This window comes from Sphingosinicella flava, assembly GCF_016025255.1.
Lineage (GTDB): Bacteria > Pseudomonadota > Alphaproteobacteria > Sphingomonadales > Sphingomonadaceae > Allosphingosinicella > Allosphingosinicella flava.
In genome coordinates this window covers 2,158,336-2,176,218 of record NZ_CP065592.1, presented here as the reverse complement: position 1 = coordinate 2,176,218, position 17,883 = coordinate 2,158,336, and the positions used below count along the sequence as shown (strand labels likewise).

General features: G+C 66.6%; 10 protein-coding genes, 1 tRNA gene and 1 riboswitch. Of the genes, 6 read left to right on the top strand and 5 right to left on the bottom strand.

The window, feature by feature from the left end; translation table 11 throughout:
• Nucleotides 1-132 precede the first annotated feature (132 nt).
• Complete coding sequence (locus IC614_RS11065) at nucleotides 133-1,716, top strand: GAF domain-containing sensor histidine kinase (protein WP_207791115.1); 1,584 nt, start codon at nucleotides 133-135, stop codon at nucleotides 1,714-1,716.
• Nucleotides 1,717-1,803: 87 nt separating this feature from the next.
• Here IC614_RS11065 and IC614_RS11060 read toward each other — a convergent pair whose 3' ends face one another.
• The gene (locus tag IC614_RS11060; RefSeq protein ID WP_200971513.1) at nucleotides 1,804-2,394 is read right to left on the bottom strand and encodes a TetR/AcrR family transcriptional regulator; all 591 of its coding nucleotides are present in this window, start codon (nucleotides 2,392-2,394) and stop codon (nucleotides 1,804-1,806) included.
• A gap of 183 nt (nucleotides 2,395-2,577) precedes the next feature.
• On the opposite strand from IC614_RS11060, the gene IC614_RS11055 reads away from it, so the two are divergent.
• Genes IC614_RS11055 through IC614_RS11045 form a run of 3 tightly spaced genes read left to right on the top strand, consistent with a single transcriptional unit; the run spans nucleotide 2,578 to nucleotide 8,351 of the window.
• Nucleotides 2,578-3,762: an efflux RND transporter periplasmic adaptor subunit gene (locus IC614_RS11055; RefSeq protein ID WP_200971512.1), complete on the top strand. Its 1,185-nt coding sequence runs from the start codon at nucleotides 2,578-2,580 to the stop codon at nucleotides 3,760-3,762.
• 6 nt (nucleotides 3,763-3,768) lie between these two features.
• Nucleotides 3,769-6,975 carry an efflux RND transporter permease subunit gene (locus tag IC614_RS11050; protein WP_200971511.1) on the top strand — a complete coding sequence of 1,069 codons (3,207 nt, stop codon included), beginning with the start codon at nucleotides 3,769-3,771 and terminating at the stop codon, nucleotides 6,973-6,975.
• Nucleotides 6,975-8,351 (top strand): efflux transporter outer membrane subunit, encoded by a 1,377-nt coding sequence (locus IC614_RS11045; protein WP_200971509.1) that lies wholly within the window; start codon nucleotides 6,975-6,977, stop codon nucleotides 8,349-8,351. Before IC614_RS11050 ends, IC614_RS11045 begins: the two co-directional genes overlap by 1 nt.
• Here the strand turns inward: IC614_RS11045 and IC614_RS11040 are convergent.
• The 4 genes from IC614_RS11040 to IC614_RS11025 form a co-directional block, all read right to left on the bottom strand.
• On the bottom strand, nucleotides 8,348-9,241 hold the full coding sequence (locus IC614_RS11040; protein WP_200971507.1) for an ABC transporter substrate-binding protein: 894 nt from the start codon (nucleotides 9,239-9,241) through the stop codon (nucleotides 8,348-8,350). The genes IC614_RS11045 and IC614_RS11040 overlap by 4 nt on opposite strands.
• Nucleotides 9,241-9,654, bottom strand: coding sequence for a hypothetical protein (locus tag IC614_RS11035; protein WP_200971505.1), 414 nt, complete (start codon nucleotides 9,652-9,654; stop codon nucleotides 9,241-9,243). The genes IC614_RS11040 and IC614_RS11035 overlap by 1 nt, the downstream gene beginning before the upstream one ends.
• A 137-nt stretch (nucleotides 9,655-9,791) precedes the next feature.
• Entirely contained in the window at nucleotides 9,792-11,702 is a 1,911-nt protein-coding gene (locus IC614_RS11030) for a TonB-dependent receptor plug domain-containing protein (RefSeq protein WP_200971503.1), read from the bottom strand.
• 174 nt (nucleotides 11,703-11,876) lie between these two features.
• A riboswitch (cobalamin riboswitch) is annotated at nucleotides 11,877-12,116 on the bottom strand.
• Between the two features lie 153 nt (nucleotides 12,117-12,269).
• Nucleotides 12,270-12,345: transfer RNA gene (locus IC614_RS11025), tRNA-Thr, on the bottom strand.
• A 130-nt stretch (nucleotides 12,346-12,475) separates the two neighbouring features.
• Here IC614_RS11025 and IC614_RS11020 point away from each other — a divergent pair.
• Nucleotides 12,476-13,078, top strand: a complete 603-nt coding sequence (locus IC614_RS11020; protein WP_200971502.1) for a hypothetical protein — start codon at nucleotides 12,476-12,478, stop codon at nucleotides 13,076-13,078.
• A 135-nt stretch (nucleotides 13,079-13,213) separates the two neighbouring features.
• Nucleotides 13,214-17,875, top strand: a complete 4,662-nt coding sequence (locus tag IC614_RS11015) for an NAD-glutamate dehydrogenase (RefSeq protein WP_200973203.1) — start codon at nucleotides 13,214-13,216, stop codon at nucleotides 17,873-17,875.
• The last annotated feature ends 8 nt before the right edge of the window (nucleotides 17,876-17,883 follow it).

The window sequence follows — 17,883 nt, the reverse complement described above, 5'->3', positions numbered from 1 at the left end:
AAATGCAACGAAACATGACGCGGCCTTTTTACCGGACATGCAAAAGGCTTGCGCTTTCCCGGGTCTTTGCGGAAAACTGCCGGCCAATTGGGTGGAGAAACGGATGCCGGCCAGCCTGAAAGTAAGCCTCCGGTGATCGCGCCGCCCCTTCCCGAAGACGAGGACGCCCGGCTCGCCGCCGTCGAGCGCTACGGCCTGTCCGCGCCGGGGCGCGAGCCTGCCTTCGACCGGGCGACGCGGATCGCCGCGCGCCTGTTCGACGTGCCGATCGGCCTCGTCTCCATCGTCACCGCCGACGAGCAGAGCTTCCGCGGCGCCTGCGGCCTCGACGTGCCCGCCACCCCGCGCGAAATCGCCTTCTGCGCTTATGCCATTCACGGCAAGGACGTTTTCGTCGTCGAGGATGCGGGGGCGGATCCCCGCTTCCGGGGCAATCCGCTGGTGACGGGAGAGCCCGGCATCCGCTTCTATGCGGGGGCCCCCTTGATCGTGGCCGGCGGGCACGCCGTCGGCACCTTGTGCATCATCGGCCGGGAACCGCGCGTCCTTTTGCCCAAGGACCGGCAGCTCCTGACCGATCTCGCCGGCCTCGTCGCCGACCAGATCGAATTGCGCCTCGGCTCGATGGCCGCGAGCGAGCGCCAGGCCGCGCTGGAGGAGAAGACCGAGCTCCTGAACCTAACCGTCGAAAACGTGCAGCAAGGCGTCGCCCTCTTCGATCCGGACCTCCGCCTCAATCTCTGCAACGACGCCTTCGTCGAGATGTTCGATTTCCCCCCCGGTTTCGTCCAGCCGGGCGATTATGCCTTCGACCTCATGAAATATGTCGCCGAACGCGGCGATCTCGGCCCCGGCGATCCCGGCGCCATCGTCCATGGCTTCGTCCAATCGATCATGAGCTCGTCGAGCCGCCGTCTCGAAATCGTCCGGCTTAACGGCCGCCACCTCGACATCTGCCGCAACACCGTCGCGGGCGGGCGCTTCATCATGACCGCGTCGGACGTGACGCAGGAGCGGCAATTGGCGCAGATGAAGGACGATTTCGTGGCGACCGTCAGCCATGAATTGCGCACGCCCTTGACCGCCATCGGCGGCGCGATCGGCCTCCTCGCGGGCGGCGCCGCCGGCGCCTTGCCGGACAAGGCGCGCAATCTCATCGATCTCGCCAAGAAGAATAACGACCGGCTGATCGCCATCGTCAACGACCTGCTTGATATGGAAAAGCTGGAATCGGGCCGGACGGAATTCGATTACGCCACCGTCGACCTCGGCGACCTGCTGGTCCAGGTCTGCGAGCAGAATGCGCCTTATGCCGATCATTTCAACGTGCGGCTCGTCCAGGAAAAGGAAGAAGGCCCCCACCGCGTTTCGGCCGACGCCGCGCGGCTGATGCAGGCGCTCACCAACCTCCTGTCCAACGCCGTCAAATTCTCGCCGCCCGGCGGCGCCGTTCGCCTGCGCCTCGCCCGCCATGGCGATACCGCGCGGATCAGCGTCATCGACGAAGGGCCCGGCGTTCCCGCCGCTTTCCGCCCGCGCCTGTTCAAGCGCTTTGCCCAGGCCGACAGCTCGTCGCAGCGCGGCCAGCCCGGCACCGGCCTTGGCCTTGCCATCACCAAGGGGCTGATCGAACGGCAGGGCGGCGAGGTGAGCCTGGACGAGACGGTGAAAAGCGGGGCGACCTTCCACGTCGATCTGCCGCTGATCGACGGCTGAGCATATTCTTTCGGTCCCCGGTGAAAGCCGGGGTCCAGCCGCTCAAACCGCGCCGCTGGGCTCCGGCCTGCGCCGGAGCACGAATGACTAGCCGTCTTCCTCCAACGCCACTTCCAACAGCCGCTCGATGCGCCGCGCGACGTCATGGCGGCACGCGCCTTCGCACACAGTCTCGACGGCCATGACGGACCGGATGATCGCGGTGCCCATCATCACCGCCATCGCCATCGCCGCGCGCTGTTCGGCCCGCTCTCCGCCGATCAAGGCGGCGAGCGGCTCCAGCACGTCGGCGCTGAACGCGCTGCGCACGATGGAGGCGGCGGCGGGAGAAGAGGCCGAGCGCAGGATGATGAGGAGATGCTCCATATTGCCGCACCCCTCGTCCGGCGCCTGCTCCGTCGCCATCGCCGCGAGCCGGGCTGGAAGGCTGGCGGCATCGGCGAGGCCGTCGAGCTTGCCCTCCTTGCCATGGCTGAGAACGGCGCGGAAAAGCCCCTCCTTGCCGCCGAAATAGCGGCTGACGAGCGCGACATCGACGCCCGCATCGCCCGCCACGTCGCGCAGGCCGACATTGTCATAGCTTTCGTTGAGGAAGCGCCGCCACGCCGCCGCGAGGATGATTTCGCGCGTTGCGGCCGCGTTTCGGGCGCGGGGACGATCGTCTATCGGACATGTCACATTTTTGCGGTAGCATGGAATCCCCACGGGTCAACAATCGATGACTTACTGTGTCATCAGCCGTTGACACAATGAACGGCTGTTCATAGTGGGTCATCGCCTGTTGACATTGCAGCGCGAAATCCGGGGCTTTTCGAGGGGTCGTATTCCCTCGTCCGGGGCGCACAGACCGGAAAAAGACGTATGAAAACCAAGATCTTCGCTGCTGCCCTGTCGCTCGCGCTCGCCGCTTGCTCGAACACCGGCGAATCGGCGGGAGGGCCACCGCCCGCCATGCCGGTGACGGTCGCGACTCCGCTCGTGCAGGAAGTCGTCGACTGGGACGATTATGTCGGCCGCTTCGAAGCGATCCAGAGCGTCGAGGTCCGCCCGCGCGCGACCGGCTATCTCCAGGCTGTCCACTTCCGCGACGGCCAATATGTGCAAAAGGGCCAGACCCTCTTCACCATCGACGCGCGCCCGTCGCAGGCGGCGCTCGAGGGCGCCCGCGCCCAGCTCGCCCGCGCCGAAGCGACGCTCGCCAACGCCCGCACCGAACTCGCCCGCTCCGAAACCCTCGCCGCCTCCCGCGCCGCGAGCCAGGAGGAGGTCGAGGCCCGCCGCGCCGCCGTGCGCGCGGGACAGGCCGATGTCGCCGCCGGGCGCGCCGCCGTCCGCGCCGCCCAATTGAATGTCGGCTTCACCCGCGTCGTCGCGCCGATTTCGGGCCGCGTCGGCGAGCGGCTGGTCGATGCCGGCAACAGCGTCGCCGCCGATCAGACGATCCTCACCACCATCGTCTCGACCCAGCCGATCCACTTCGCTTTCGAAGGCTCCGAAGCCCTGCTGCTCAAGTATCAGCGCCAGAACCAGGGCACCGGCGCGGGCACCGAAGTCCGCCTCCGCCTGTCGGACGAAGCGACTTACAGCCGCTCGGGCCGTCTCGATTTCGTCAACAATGCGGTGAGCACCGGCTCGGGCACCATTCGCCTGCGCGCCATCGTTCCCAATCCGGACGGCTTCCTGAAGCCTGGCATGTTCGGCCACATGCGTCTCGCCGGTTCCGCCCCCTATCGCGCCATGCTCGTCCCCGACACGGCCATCGTCACCGACGCCGCGCGCAAGGTCGTCTACGTGACCGCGAAGGACGGCACCGTCGCCGCCAAGCCGGTCGTGCTCGGCCCATTGATGGGCAACCTCCGCGTCATCCGCAGCGGGATCGCGCCCGCCGACCGGGTCATCATCTCCGGCCTCCAGCGCGCCCAGCCGGGCCAGAAGGTCCAGCCCAAGCTCGGCAAGGTGCCGCCGCTTTCCGACACCCCTCCCGCGCAGTCCGAGGGCCTCGCCCCGCCTCCCTCCTCGGCCACGCCGGTCGGCAAAGCGAAGTAAGCGCTTATGAATATCTCAGGCTTCTTCATCGAACGGCCGATCTTCGCGTCGGTCGTCGCGGTGTTCATCACCCTGATCGGCGCCTTCGCCTATCCGCAGCTGCCGCTCGCTCAATATCCGGACATCGCGCCGCCGACGATCACCGTCCAGGCCGCCTATCCCGGCGCGTCGTCCGAAACGCTCGCCGAAACCGTCGCCGCGCCGCTGGAGCAGGAAATCAACGGCGTCGAGAACATGCTCTACATGAGCTCCTCCTCGACCTCGGGCGCGGTCGGCATCACCATCACTTTCAAGCCCGGCACCGATCTCGACGCCGCGCAGGTGCTGGTGCAGAACCGCGTCGCCCTCGCCGTGCCGCGCCTGCCCGATCAGGTGCGCCAGGTCGGCGTCACGGTGAACAAGGAAGCGACCGGCTTCCTCCTGATCGCCGCTCTGACCTCCGAAGATCCCAATCTCGACATCGATTATATCGGCAATTACGCCAATTCGAACCTGCGCGATCGCCTGCTCCGCCTCGAAGGCGTCGGCGGCGTGCTGGTGTTCGGCGGCGGCAATTATTCGATGCGCGTCTGGATCGATCCTGACCGCGCCGCCGCGCGCAATCTGACGGCGGGCGAAATCGTCTCGGCGCTCCGCACCCAGAATGTGCAGGTCGCGGCGGGGTCGGTCGGCCAGCCGCCCTACGCCACCGGCAATCCCGCCTTCGAAGTGCCGTTGCAGGTGCAGGGCCGCCTGTCCGATCCCGCCGAATTCGCCGATGTCGTGCTGAAGACCGACCCGCAAAACGGCGCCATCACCCGCCTGCGCGATGTGGCGCGGGTCGAGCTCGGCTCGCAGGATTACGGCATCGAGGCGCAGTTCGGCGGCAAACGCGGCGTCGCGCTCGCGATCATCCAGCAGCCCGGATCAAACGCCTTGGATGCCGCCGACCTCGTGCTGAACGAGCTTGACGCCGCATCGAAGGATCTGCCGCCCGGCATCTCCGTCTCCGTCCCCTACAACCCGACCGAATATGTCGCGGCGTCGGTCGAGGCGGTGCAGGAAACCTTGTTCGAAGCCGTCCTCCTCGTCGTGCTCGTCGTCATCGTCTTCCTGCAGACCTGGCGCGCGGCGGTCATCCCGATCATCGCCATTCCGATCGCGCTGATCGGCACCTTCGCCGCGCAGCTTGCGCTCGGCTTCTCGATCAACTCGCTCTCGCTTTTCGCGCTCGTCCTCGCCGTCGGCATCGTCGTCGACGACGCCATCGTGGTCGTGGAGGCGGTGGAAAAGCACATCCGCCAGGGCCTTAGCCCCCGCGAAGCCGCGCACCGCACGATGAAGGAAGTCTCCGGCGCCCTCATCGCCATCGGCCTCGTCCTCACCGCCGTCTTCGTGCCGACCGCCTTCGTGTCCGGCATCCCCGGCATCTTCTACCGCCAGTTCGCGGTGACCATCGCCGCCGCCTCGATCATCTCGCTCTTCGTGTCCCTGACCCTCTCGCCCGCCATGGCCGCTTTGCTCCTGAAGCCGCACCGCGAAGGCCATGAGGATGAAGGCCCGCGCTGGATCCGTCCGCTCCGCCGCGCGGGCGCCAGGTTCAATCAGGGCTTCGACTGGCTCGCCGACCGCTATGGCAAGTGGACCGCCAAATTGATCCGCATGACGACGATCATGCTCGTCCTCTATGCGGGCCTCCTGGCGCTCACCGGCTGGCGCCTCGCCGATACGCCCACCGGCTTCATTCCGGAGCAGGATCAGGGCTTCCTGATCGGCGTCGTCCAGCTGCCGCCCGGCTCCTCGCTCGAACGCACGACCGAAGTGCTGAACAAGGCGCAGGCCATCGCCTTCGACACGCCGGGCATCGTCACCGCCGCGTCCTTCGCGGGCCTTGACGGCGCCAGCTTCTCGCAAGCCTCGAACGCGGGCACGATGTTCCTCAAGCTCTCCGATTTCGAAGAGCGGAAGGGCGAGGGCATGAGCGCCAACGCGCTATCGCAGATGCTCACCGGCAAGATCGCCGGCGCGATCGAAAACGCCAACGTCTTCTTCATCGCCCCGCCCGCCGTTCCCGGCCTCGGCAACGGCAGCGGCTTCACGATGATGCTGCAGGACCGTTCCGGCCAGGGCTACAAGGCGCTTGAAGGCGCGACCTTCGCGATGATGGGCGGCGCCTCGCAGATGAAGGAAGTGACGCAAGTCTTCAGCCTGTTCAACACCGGCTCGCCCCGCATCGCGGCGGACGTGGACCGGGAAAAGGCGCAGATATTGGGCGTCCAGCCCGCGCAGGTCTATGAGGCGCTCGGCACCTATTTGGGCTCCACCTACGTCAACGATTTCAACATGCTCGGCCGCACCTTCCGCGTCACCGCGCAGGCCGAACCCTCGGCCCGCGACGACCTTTCCGACGTCGGCCGCCTACAGGTGCGCTCGGCCTCGGGCGGGATGGTCCCGCTCTCCGCCGTCGCGACGCTTCGCTACGACAGCGGCCCCTCGCGCGTCGTCCGCTACAACATGTTCCCGGCGGTCGAGCTTCAGGGCCAGGCCGCGCCGGGCGTGTCGTCGGGCGCCGCGATCCGGGCGATGGAGGGCCTCGCGCGGCAGACCCTCCCGCCCGGCATGACCTATGAATGGACGGGCCTCGCCTATCAGGAGCAGGCGGCGGGCAACACCGCAGTCCTCGTTTTCCTGCTCGCGGTCGTGTTCGTCTTCCTCGTCCTCGCCGCGCAATATGAGGCTTTGACCCTGCCATTGGCGGTTATCCTGATCGTCCCCATGTGTATTCTCGCCGCTTTGCTCGGCGTGAACGTCCGGGGTCAGGACAACAACATCCTGACCCAGATCGGCCTCGTCGTGCTCGTCGCGCTGGCCGCCAAGAACGCGATCCTCATCGTCGAATTTGCGAAGCAGGCGGAGGAGGAAGAGGGGAAGGACCGCTTCGAAGCCGCGGTGCAGGCGGCGGGATCGCGCCTCCGCCCGATCCTGATGACCAGCTTCGCCTTCATCTTCGGCGTGATCCCGCTCGCCATCGCGGTCGGGCCGGGCGCGGAGATGCGGCAGGCCTTGGGCACCGCCGTCTCCTTCGGCATGCTCGGCGTCACCTTCTTCGGCCTCGTCTTCACGCCGCTCTTCTACGTCCTCGCGCGCAAGCTCGGCATCCTCTTCGCCAACTATCGCACCCGCGTGCGCCAACATCCGCCAACTTCCGCCGCGCCTCAGGGAGGAGCCGCCTGATGACCCGCAACCTCCTCGCCGCCCTCGCTTTCCTGGCCCTTTCCGCCTGCGCCGTCGGCCCCGACCACCGCTCCCCGGCCCCCGCCGCCCCGGCCCAAATCTCCTTCGCCGGGGCAACTTTGCCACCTTTCACCCCCGCCGAACCGGCCGGAAAATGGTGGACCCTCTACGCCAATCCGACCCTCGATTCCCTCGTAGAACAGGCCCTCACCGCCAACACCGACCTGCGCATCGCGGCGGCGAACCTGCGGCAGGCGCGTGCCGTCCTCCGCGAGACCCGCAGCGGCCGTCTCCCCTCCACCGACCTCTCCGCCTCGGCCAGCTACGGCCGCGCCGATGGCGAGGAGGGCGCGCTCTACGACGCCGGCCTCGACGTCGGCTACCAGGTCGACCTCTTCGGCCGCATCGCCCGCGCCATCGAGGCGGGCCGCGCCGATGTCGGCGCCGTCCAGGCCGCCTACGACCTCACCCGCATCACCGTCGCCGCCGAGACGGCCCGCGCTTATGCCGACGCCTGCAGCGCGGGGCGCCAGCTCGCCGTCGCCCGCCGCACCCTGACCCTTCAGGAGGAAACCTTCGACCTTACCCGCCGCCTGTTCGAAGGCGGCCGCGCCACCGGCCTCGACACCGCGCAGGCGGGCTCCCTCCTCGAGCAGACCCGCGCCGCCTTGCCCACGCTGGAAGCCGCCCGGCGCACGGCCCTTTATCGCCTCGCCGTCCTCACCGGCCGACCCCCCGCCGAATTTCCGGCGGAGGTTGCCGCTTGTGAAACGCCTCCCGTCCTGACCAGTCCGATCCCGGTTGGCGACGGCGCCTCCCTGCTCGCCCGCCGCCCCGACATCCGCGCCGCCGAACGCCGCCTCGCCGCCGCCACCGCGCGCGTCGGCGTCGCCACCGCCGACCTCTATCCGAGCATCAGCATCGGCGGATCGATCGGCTCCACCGCGACCGCGATCGGCGACCTCGCCTCAGGTTCCGCCTTCCGCTTCGGCATTGGCCCACTCATCTCCTGGAGCTTCCCGAACCTCGCCGCCGCGAGGGCCCGCGTCGCCCAGGCCGAAGCCTCGGCGGAAGGCGCGCTCGCCGAATTCGACGGCACCTGGCTCAATGCCCTGCGCGAAACCGAAAGCGCCCTCACCCTCTACGCCAATGAACTGGAGCGCACCGCGACCCTCCGCCGCGCCCGCGACAATGGCGCCGAAGCCGCCCGCATCGCGCGCCTGCGCTACCAGGCGGGCCGCGAGAGCTTCCAGATCGTGCTCTACGCCGAACGGCAACTCGCCCAAACCGAAGCCCTCCTGGCCCAGTCGGAAGCGCAACTTTCCACCAACCAGATCGCGCTGTTCCTAGCGCTCGGCGGAGGCTGGGAGAGCTAAACCAGCCGAACCCAACCTTGGCCTTGTTTGTCCTCACCTGCCAGCATCGCCGCCAGCATCTCCGTGGACTCAACAAGGCGCGGCCCCGGCCGGTTATAGAAATGATGACCATCCGCGACATAGATACGCCTGTCCCGCACCGCCTTGAGTTTCGGCCAAAACGGGTGCGACAAAAGGGGGCCCATGTCGCCCAACGTCTGCGAGATCTGAAACCCGCAGGGCATGAGAATGATCGCGTCCGGATCGGCGGCAGCGAGATCGTCCCACGCAAGCCAAGGCGAATGCTGGCCCGGCGCCGCGAACAGGCTTTCGCCGCCCGCGATGCCGATCAGTTCCGGAATCCAGTTTCCCGCCGCCATGAGCGGCTCAATCCACTCGATCGCCGCGACGCGAAGGCACGAAGGCGTGGGAGCAATCGACGCTAGCCTCGCCTTCAGGCCGTCGATTACCTCCTCGCCATCCGTGCCCAGCGCGACGGCGACATTGCGGAAATCCTGCCACACATCGGCCAGATCGTCGGGCGCGGTCGAGACGAGGATCGGCTTCGTCCCCACCCAGCTGTCGAGCGCGGCCTGAAGATCGTCGGGAGTCACCGCGCAGACCGCGCACTGCGTCTGGGTCAGGATCACGTCGGGCTTCAGCGCCTTCAAAAGATCGGCGTCGACTTCGTATAGGGACAAGCCCTGCTCGACGATCGACTGGACGCGGCGGTCGATCTCGATGGAGCGCAGCCTTTTCTCCAGTTTGGTCGCCGTGCAGACCGGCAGGTCTTGTACGAAGGCCGGAAAGTCGCATTCGTGCGACCGGCCGACCAGATTGCCGCCAAAGCCGAGCGCCACCGCGATTTCGGTGGCGCTCGGCAGAAGCGAGACGATGCGCGGTCTCGCCATCAGGCGAGGCGGAAAGCCGGAAGGCTTCCGAAACGCCCCGGCGCCGTTCGGCGGAGGAGAGCGTAGAAAGCTAATAGCCCCGCCAGCCAAAGCCCCTCATTGACCGCGATCTGAAGGACGATGCGTGGCGCGAACGTCTCCGTGCCACCGATGGTTAGGGCAAGCGCAAAGAGCGAGGTTTCGTAAACGATGAAGCCAAGCCCGGATGCCGCCGCCACCCGTGCCGGAGAAATGCCGGCGCCGGTCAGGCCAGCCCGCCGCGCCACCACCAAGGCGGCAAGGCTTCCCGCGCCCAATGCGACCCCAAACGCCAGCGCATAGGGTGTCCAGGGATAGCCGAGGAGGCCGAAGCCCAATATCTGATTGGTCGCCCAAACGCCCAATACCGCCATGACGGCGGGACCGCGCCGCATTGTCGCGCCGCGACCACCGCGATGGCGACAAATGGCATCATGCAGGCTGCAGCCAGGCTGCCAGCCACTGCTGTGGCGGCGAGAATGAAGGCCCACAGGGTTTCGGATTTGCCGCGATCGGTCATGGCTAGCCTCCCTCAGAAACCGGCCCGAACGCCGAGATAGGCCGCGCGGCCCGGCGTGCGGTAGCTGAACACGTCCTCGTAATCGGCGTCGAACACATTCTCGATGCGGCCGAACAGGCTCCAGCGATCGCTCACGCGATAGTCGGCCGCCAGATTGACGAGGACGTAATCGTCGAGCTTGACCAGGGTCGCGGGAAAGGTCCGGAAATCGCTTTCGTCCGCGGCGCCGTTATAGCGCGCCGTCGCGGTGATGCCCATCCGGTCGTCCAGCCCCTGCCAGCGCACATTCGCGCTCGCGATATGCTTGGGACGGCGGATTTCGCGCGCGCCATTTTCCTTGGCATCCGTATAGGTGTAGGCAAGGTCCACGCGCCACGCCGGGGAGAGGCGGGCATTGGCGAACAGTTCCACGCTCTTCTGGGTCGACTTCGTATCGCGATTGTCCGGAGTCGCTTCGAACGTGGCCGAATAGAGGACGTAGATTTCGTCCTTCAGCGTCGCATCGAAATAGGTCGCCCCAAGGCGGATCGCTCCGGACCTGAGCACGAAATCCGCCCCGATTTCCCATCCTTCCGATTTTTCCGGCTTCAGGTCCGGATTGCCGATAAAGGTGCCAAAATTGCTAGCGAACAATTCATAGAGGGTCGGATTCTTAATTCCGGTGCCAGCCGCTGCGCGCAGATACAGGCCTTCCGCAGCGCGGACGCTGCCCCGCAGGCGCCAGGTGGTCGCGTCACTGAAATGATCGTTATCGTCATGACGCAGGGATGCGCCGAATCCGATCCGGTCTCCGTCGCTCAGGTCATAGAGCCCGACCAGACCGATATTGCCGATCTGACGGTTCAGGTTGCCCGGGCCCGCCGGACCGCTCACCGGGACGTTCTGGAAAGACTCCCTTTCAAGGTCGACGGCGGCGGTCAGGACATGACGGACGTCGCCGCTGCCGAAGCGGAACCGGCTGTCATACGATCCTTTGATGCGGCCGCCCTTGGTCGAAAAGGTGGGACCATCGCCGTCGCGATCTTCACGACGCGTATCGTTGAACTGGGCGGTCAGGCCGTGGGTCCAGCGTCCGTCCAGCATATCGAATTCGCCGCCGACAAGGCCGTACCAGGCGCGGTTGGTATATTCGTCGTCCGTGTCGATGATGAGGCCATAGGTCGGGGATGCGAAATCCCCATCTTCCCTATTCACTTCCGCGTCGGTCCGAGCGTAGCGGAGCACCGCCTTCAGCCGCAGATCGGGCGTGGCCGTGTAAGCGAGCTTGGTGGAAAGCGCGGTCGATGCCGCATCCAGATCGCGCGTGCCGTTCCGCGCCGAGGGCGTGCCGTCCGTGACGTCGAATGCTCCCTGGACGACATAATCGAGCCCGCCAGCTACGCCGCCGGCGCGCGCCGCCCCGCCGACCGAGCCGAACGTGCCGCCTTCCAGGCGGCCCCGCACGCCCGGCGCCTCCGCGCCGCTCGCCGTGATATAGTGAACGACGCCGCCGATGGCGTCCGATCCGTAAAGCGCGCTCTGCTGCCCGCGCAGGATTTCGATGCGCGCGGCTTCATCGGCGATCAGGGTCGCGAAATCGAGTTCGCCGCCGCGATAGGGATCAGCGGCCTCGATGCCATCGATCAGGATGAGCGTATGGTTCGCCTCGCCGCCGCGCAAGCGGATCTGCGTGAGGCCGCCGACCGCGCCCGACCGGCTGACCGACACGCCGGGCACATCGCGCAGCACGTCGGAAATCTGGCGCACCTGGCGGTCCTGCAGCGCCTCTGCGTCGATGACGGTGACGGAACCGCCATAAGTGTTGCGTTCAATCCCGTCGCCGCTCCGCGTGGCGGTAACGATGATCTCCCCATCGTCCGCGAAGGCCGGCGCAGCAGCGAGAAACGCCGCGATCGCGGCGGTGGAAACATAGACAATCTTCATCGAGACATCCCCAAACGTCCGTGCGACATCGGCAGGGAGCATCCGTGCATCATGCACAGCCGGTCGCCCCGGCGAACGGACGAAAGGCCCGCCGGTCGTCCGGTGCGGCCCCCGCCGCACTCATTCGTCGCTCGAACGAGAAGTCCCGTGCCCCGGCCAATCCCTGAGCCAAAGCGAGAGCGACACGCGCCGGTCGGTCTCCTGGCTCACGGGTCATCGCATCGCGCACGCCTTCCCGGGGACATCGCCCCAGTGGCAGCAGCCTTCCTCTTCAGGAATCCGCAGGCGCACGATGCTCGCCGCTCACAGTTACAGGGATAGCCTCAGATCGGGCGGCTGGCGCCCTCCTGCGTTCCCGGTACCGGCACGTCTAACCGGCAAGGATCGTGTCCCGCCGGCGCGCCCTTCCTAGAACCTCCACCTCCGGTTGCCAAGGGCACAGCCGCATCAGCTTTTCAAAGAAGCCCGCGACTTCGCCTTCCTCATCTCCGGTATGCCCGCCAAGGCGTGATGAGCTATGCAGCCATTATTGAAGGCGCGGCTCAACTGACGTCAATTTTCAGGAAGTGGTGCCGCTTAGGTGACTCGAACACCTGACCCCATCATTACGAATGATGTGCTCTACCAGCTGAGCTAAAGCGGCATTTCCATATTCGGAAGCGCGCGCTCTATCAGCGGCTGCGGGCAAAGACAAGCATCCTCAAGAGGCTGCGGTTACCCTTTCTAAACCCCCCGCCTGTAAAGCCGCCGCAGACCAGTCGTGGGGTGGGCAAATGGACGCATTATTGACGTTCGAGGAAGAATGGCTTCCCGTCGATGAAGCGGAGGCAAGCGGCGGGATTGACGCGCTGCTGGGCGGCGGCATGGACGAACGGCGGTTGCACCTGCGCGCGCATGAGCGCTGGGTTTCCGCGCGCGGCGGCCAAGGCTGCCCGACGCTCGCCAGCTTGCTCGGTGAGCGCTCCGACGAATTCGCGCCTTACAGCCTGATCCTCGATTTCTGCGACGGCGCCGATGCGCCGGTGCTGCGTTATGTTGGGAAAAAACTGAGCCATGCCTTCGGTATCACGGGCGAGCCTCTGCTCGCGCGCCTTGCCGCTCATTATGCGCTGATCGTCGAAAGCGAAACGCCGGTCGGCTTCGAGGCGGAACTGGCCAACGGCAAGGGCGGATCAACCCTCTATCGCGGCATATTGATGCCGATCGCCGACGGCGAAGGCCGGGTGACGGCACTCTATGGAGTCATCAATTCCAAGGAGGTCGCGGACAATGCGGCGACCATCACCTTGGCATTGGAAATCGACCAGGCGATGAACGGCGGCAGCCGGTTCGCGGCCGAGGAAGTGTGGGCAGCCCAGCCCTTTCAGCATGCCTGACGGCCTGCGCCCGGCCTGAATATTTCGCTTCTTTTCCCGGCGCGTCGCCTTGCCCCGTCCAGCATCGCAGGGCTATAGGCGCGAGCGACAAAGCGCATGGCGGCGAAATGCCGTGCGCGCCTGGAGCGGACCTGTATGACGTCGAACAGCAAGGGCGCGGACAAAGCCGTCGACCCGTCGATCCTCAATGCCTTCCAGGCCGCGCTGGTGGATGGCGCGCTTCCCGGTGAGGTCAGCGGCCTGGACGGGGAAGCCGTCGAGGACGCCGCCGCTTTCGTCGCCGCCGCTGCGTCGCGCCGCCCCCCCGGCGCCGCCCTCGTCAACCTGGAATCGCTCGGCGGCGAAGTGGGGCAGCGGCGGATGCGCATCGTCATCGTTAACGACGATATGCCGTTCCTCGTCGATTCCGTGGCCGCGGCGATTGCAGCCCGCGGGCTGATCGTCCACCGCCTGCTCCATCCCGTCGTCTGCGTCGAACGCGACGAAGAGGGTCTGCTCACCAGCGTCGAGCCGTTCTGCGAGGACAAGCACCGGCGCGAGTCCGTTATGTATCTGGAAACGGACCGCACCGACGCGCGCGGACGCCGCGATCTCGTCGCCGACCTGCACCGCGTGCTTGCCGACGTGCGGGCGGCGGTGAGCGACTGGCAGAAGCTGCAGGATCGGATGCGGGGCGATGCCGAAGCCCTGTCCGACGAGGAAGGTGCCGCCCTTCTCCACTGGTTCGCGGACGGCGCCTTCACCCTCCTTGCCTATCAGGTCGAGCATTGCGGCCGGGAGCCGTCCGGCCAGCTCGGCCTTGCCGCATTGCCTGGCGCCGACCTGTGGGACAGCCAGAGCTGCGCCGCCGCCATCGCCTATTTCGAAAATGGCGGAACGGCGCCGCTGATCGCCAAGGCGGACCGCATCTCACCGGTTCACCGCCGCGTGCCGCTGGACCTCGTCATCCTGCCAGTCCGCGAGGGTGGCCAGATCGCCGCGATCGGCGTGCATGCGGGCCTTTGGACCAGCCAGGCGCTGCGCGCGCCGTCCGAACAAGTGCCAGTGCTGCGCCGCCGTCTCGACAGGCTGGAGCAGGAATTCGGCTTCGATCCGAAGGGACATGCCGGCAAGGCATTGCGCCATGCCGTCGCTTCGCTGCCGCGGGATCTGCTGGTCAGCCTGCGCTTCGACGCGGTAAAAGAATTGATTGCGACCGCGATGTCGCTCGCCGACCGGCCGCGCCCGATCATGCTTCTCCTCCAAAGCATCCTCAAGGGCCATCTCTTCGCCTTCGTCTGGCTCCCGCGCGAGGAATTGTCGACGGCGCGGCGCAACGCCATCGGCCGCATGATCGAGCAGGCAGCGAGCGGTACGATTTCGAGCTGGTCGGTCGAACTGGGCGACGGCGATCTCGCCCTCATCCGCTATACGCTCGATGTCGACATGGGATCGGCGATGCCGGACGCCGCCGCGCTCGACGCGCGCCTCAACATGATGGTGCGCGGCTGGGAACCCTCGGTCGAGGAAGCGCTGGGCGCGAAGGTCGGTCCCGCGCGTGCCACCCGTCTCGCCCTGGGCTACGTTAACGCCTTCCCCGAAACCTACCGCGCCCGCACGTTGGCGGACGATGCGGCGGAAGACATATTGCGCCTCGCTGGCCTTTCCCGCGAAGGCGCGCGCGACGCCCGCCTTTACAACGGCGCATGCGACCAGCCGCACCAGCTGCGCCTCAAGACATACCGGTTGGGCAGCGTCATTCCGCTGTCGGACGCAGTGCCGGTGTTCGAAAATTTCGGCTTCCGCGTGCTGGAGGAACAGCCCTCCGCGCTCGACGAGGGCCGGATCGGCTACATCCACGACTTCCTGCTCGAAATGCAGGGCGGCGGCGATGCGGGCGAGGTTCTGGCCCGCGCCGCGTCGGTCGAAAAGGCGATCGCCGCCGTGCTGGAGGGCGAGGCCGAGAATGACGTGTTCAACCAGCTTCTCGTCGCCGCCGCCTTGGACCGCCGCGACGTGGTGTTGTTCCGCGCCTGGTTCCGCTATCTGCGCCAGACCGGCCTCTCTTATTCGATGCAAACCGTGGTCGACGCGCTGCGCAAGGCACCCGCCGTCACCAAGGGCATGATCGCCCTGTTTGACGCCCTCCACGATCCCAGAGTCTCTGGCGACCGCGTCCAGGCGGCTGGCGAGGCGGAAGCCGCGATCACGGCGGGCCTTGCCAGCGTCGCCGCGATCGACGACGACCGCATCCTGCGCATGTTCCGCAGCGTCGTCATGGCGACTTTGCGCACCAACGCCTTCGCGGCCGCGAGCCGCGAAGCCTTGGCCTTCAAGCTCGATTCCAGCCTCATCCCCGGCCTTCCCGCGCCCGTGCCGTGGCGCGAAATCTGGGTCTATTCGCCGCGCGTCGAAGGCATCCACTTGCGCGGCGGCCCAGTCGCGCGGGGGGGCCTGCGCTGGTCCGACCGGCGCGACGATTTCCGCACCGAAATCCTCGGCTTGATGAAGGCGCAAGTGGTGAAGAACGCCGTCATCGTGCCAACCGGCGCCAAAGGCGGTTTTTATCCGAAACAGCTTCCCCCGGTCAGCGACCGCGACGCGTGGTTCGCGGAGGGCACGGAATCCTACCGCATCTTCATCCGCTCCTTGCTGTCGGTTACCGACAACATTGTCGAAGGCAAGGTGGTACACCCCGAAGGCGTCACCATCCGCGACGATGACGATCCCTATTTCGTCGTCGCCGCCGACAAGGGCACGGCCACTTTCTCCGATGTCGCCAATGCGATCTCAGCCGCCCATCATTTCTGGCTGGGCGATGCCTTCGCCTCGGGCGGCAGCCAGGGTTACGACCATAAGGCGATGGGCATTACCGCCAAGGGCGCTTGGGTTTCCGTCCAGCGCCATTTCGCCGAAATGGGCGTCGACGTGCAAACTCAGTCCATCAACGTCGTCGGCTGCGGCGACATGTCGGGCGACGTGTTCGGCAACGGCATGCTTCTGTCGAAGGCGATCAAATTGGTCGCCGCCTTCGACCACCGCCACATCTTCCTCGATCCCGATCCCGATCCGGCGAAAAGCTGGGACGAGCGCGCCCGCATGTTCCAGCTTCCCCGCTCGAGCTGGGAGGATTATGACAAGGCCCTGATTTCGAAGGGCGGCGGCGTCTTCGCCCGCACGCTGAAGTCGATCCCGCTGACACCGGAAGTGAAGGCAGCGCTCGGCATTGAGGCAGATGAACTGACTCCAGCCGATCTCATCAGCGCGATCCTGAAGAGCCCAGCCGACCTCATCTGGTTCGGCGGCATCGGCACTTACATCAAGGCGTCGACGCAGAACAATGCCGAGGTCGGCGATCCTGGAAATGACGGCCTGCGCGTCAATGCGAGCGAGTTGCGCGCCAAGGCGGTCGGCGAAGGCGCCAACCTTGGCGTCACTCAAGCCGCGCGCATCGAATTTTCCGCGCGCGGCGGCCGGATCAACACCGACTTCATCGACAATTCGGCGGGTGTCGACTGCTCCGACAATGAAGTGAACATCAAGATCCCGCTGAACCGCGAAATGGCCGAAGGACGCCTCGCCGAGGCGGACCGCAACGCCCTGCTCGCAGCGATGACCGACGCGGTGGCGCATCTGGTGCTGGAGGACAACCGCCTCCAGACCCTCGCTCTCTCCATCGCCGAACGCGGCGGCGCGGCCGCACTACCCGCCTTCGTCAGGGCCATCGAAATATTGGAGGAAGCAGGCCGCCTCAATCGCAAGGTCGAGGGGCTCGATACCAACGAAAATCTCCTTCGCCGCGCGCAAGACAATCGCGGCCTCACCCGGCCCGAGCTCGCCGTCTTGCTCTCCACGTCGAAGATGGCGCTTCAAGCCGCGATCGAGCGTGGCAATCTGGCCGAGGATCCGACGATGGAAGGCGACCTGATGGCCGCCTTTCCGCCGCTGATGCAGGAGAAGCACCCCCAGGCTATCCGCGAGCATCGCCTGCGCTGCGAGATCATTGCGACTAAGGTCGCCAACCGCTTCGTCAACCGCATGGGCATTCTCGCCCCATTCGCGCTGACGGAGGAGGAAGGGGCGTCTTGGGCACAGGCGGCGGCGGCCTTCGTCGCGGCCGAGCGGCTGTTCGACATGCCTCGTTTGTGGGCCGATATCGACACGCTGGCGGTGCCCGAGGCGGTGCGCCTCGCTTTGTTCGACGAAGCGGCTAAGGCGCTGCGCTTCCACGTCTCCGACATCATCCGCTGCACTGCGCCCGACGCGCTGCCCGGGGAAATGGTCGCGATGCTGGAGCCGGGCCTCAAAAAGCTCGATGCGGCGGTCAATGACCTGCTCCGCGATGAGGCGCGCGGTCAGGCCGGCGCCCTTCACGAGCGCATCGCTGCGCCCGGCGTCCCGGCTGACATAGTCGATCGCATCGTCCGCCTGTTCGAGATGAATGGCGGCGTCGGCATCGCCGCCTTGGGTCAACGCCAGGGCGTCGACGAGGTGGCGCTAACCCAGGCCTATACCAAGCTTGGCGAAGCGCTTGGCCTCGACTGGGCGCAGAGCGCGGCCAACCGCTTCCACGCGACCGACCAATGGGAACGGCTGCTCACCGCCGGCCTCGCCCGCGATTTCGAGCAATTGCGCCTCGATTTCCTGGAACGCGGCGGCAAGGATCCGCACCTGGCGGTCGACAAGTGGGTCTCCACGCACGCCGCCCGCATCGAGCAATTCCGCCACCTCGTCGACCGCGCCCGCACGGCGTCGGTCACGACATCGGCCATGCTCGCCCAGATCGCGACGCAAGCAAGGGTGTTGCTGGCCAGATAATGACCGTC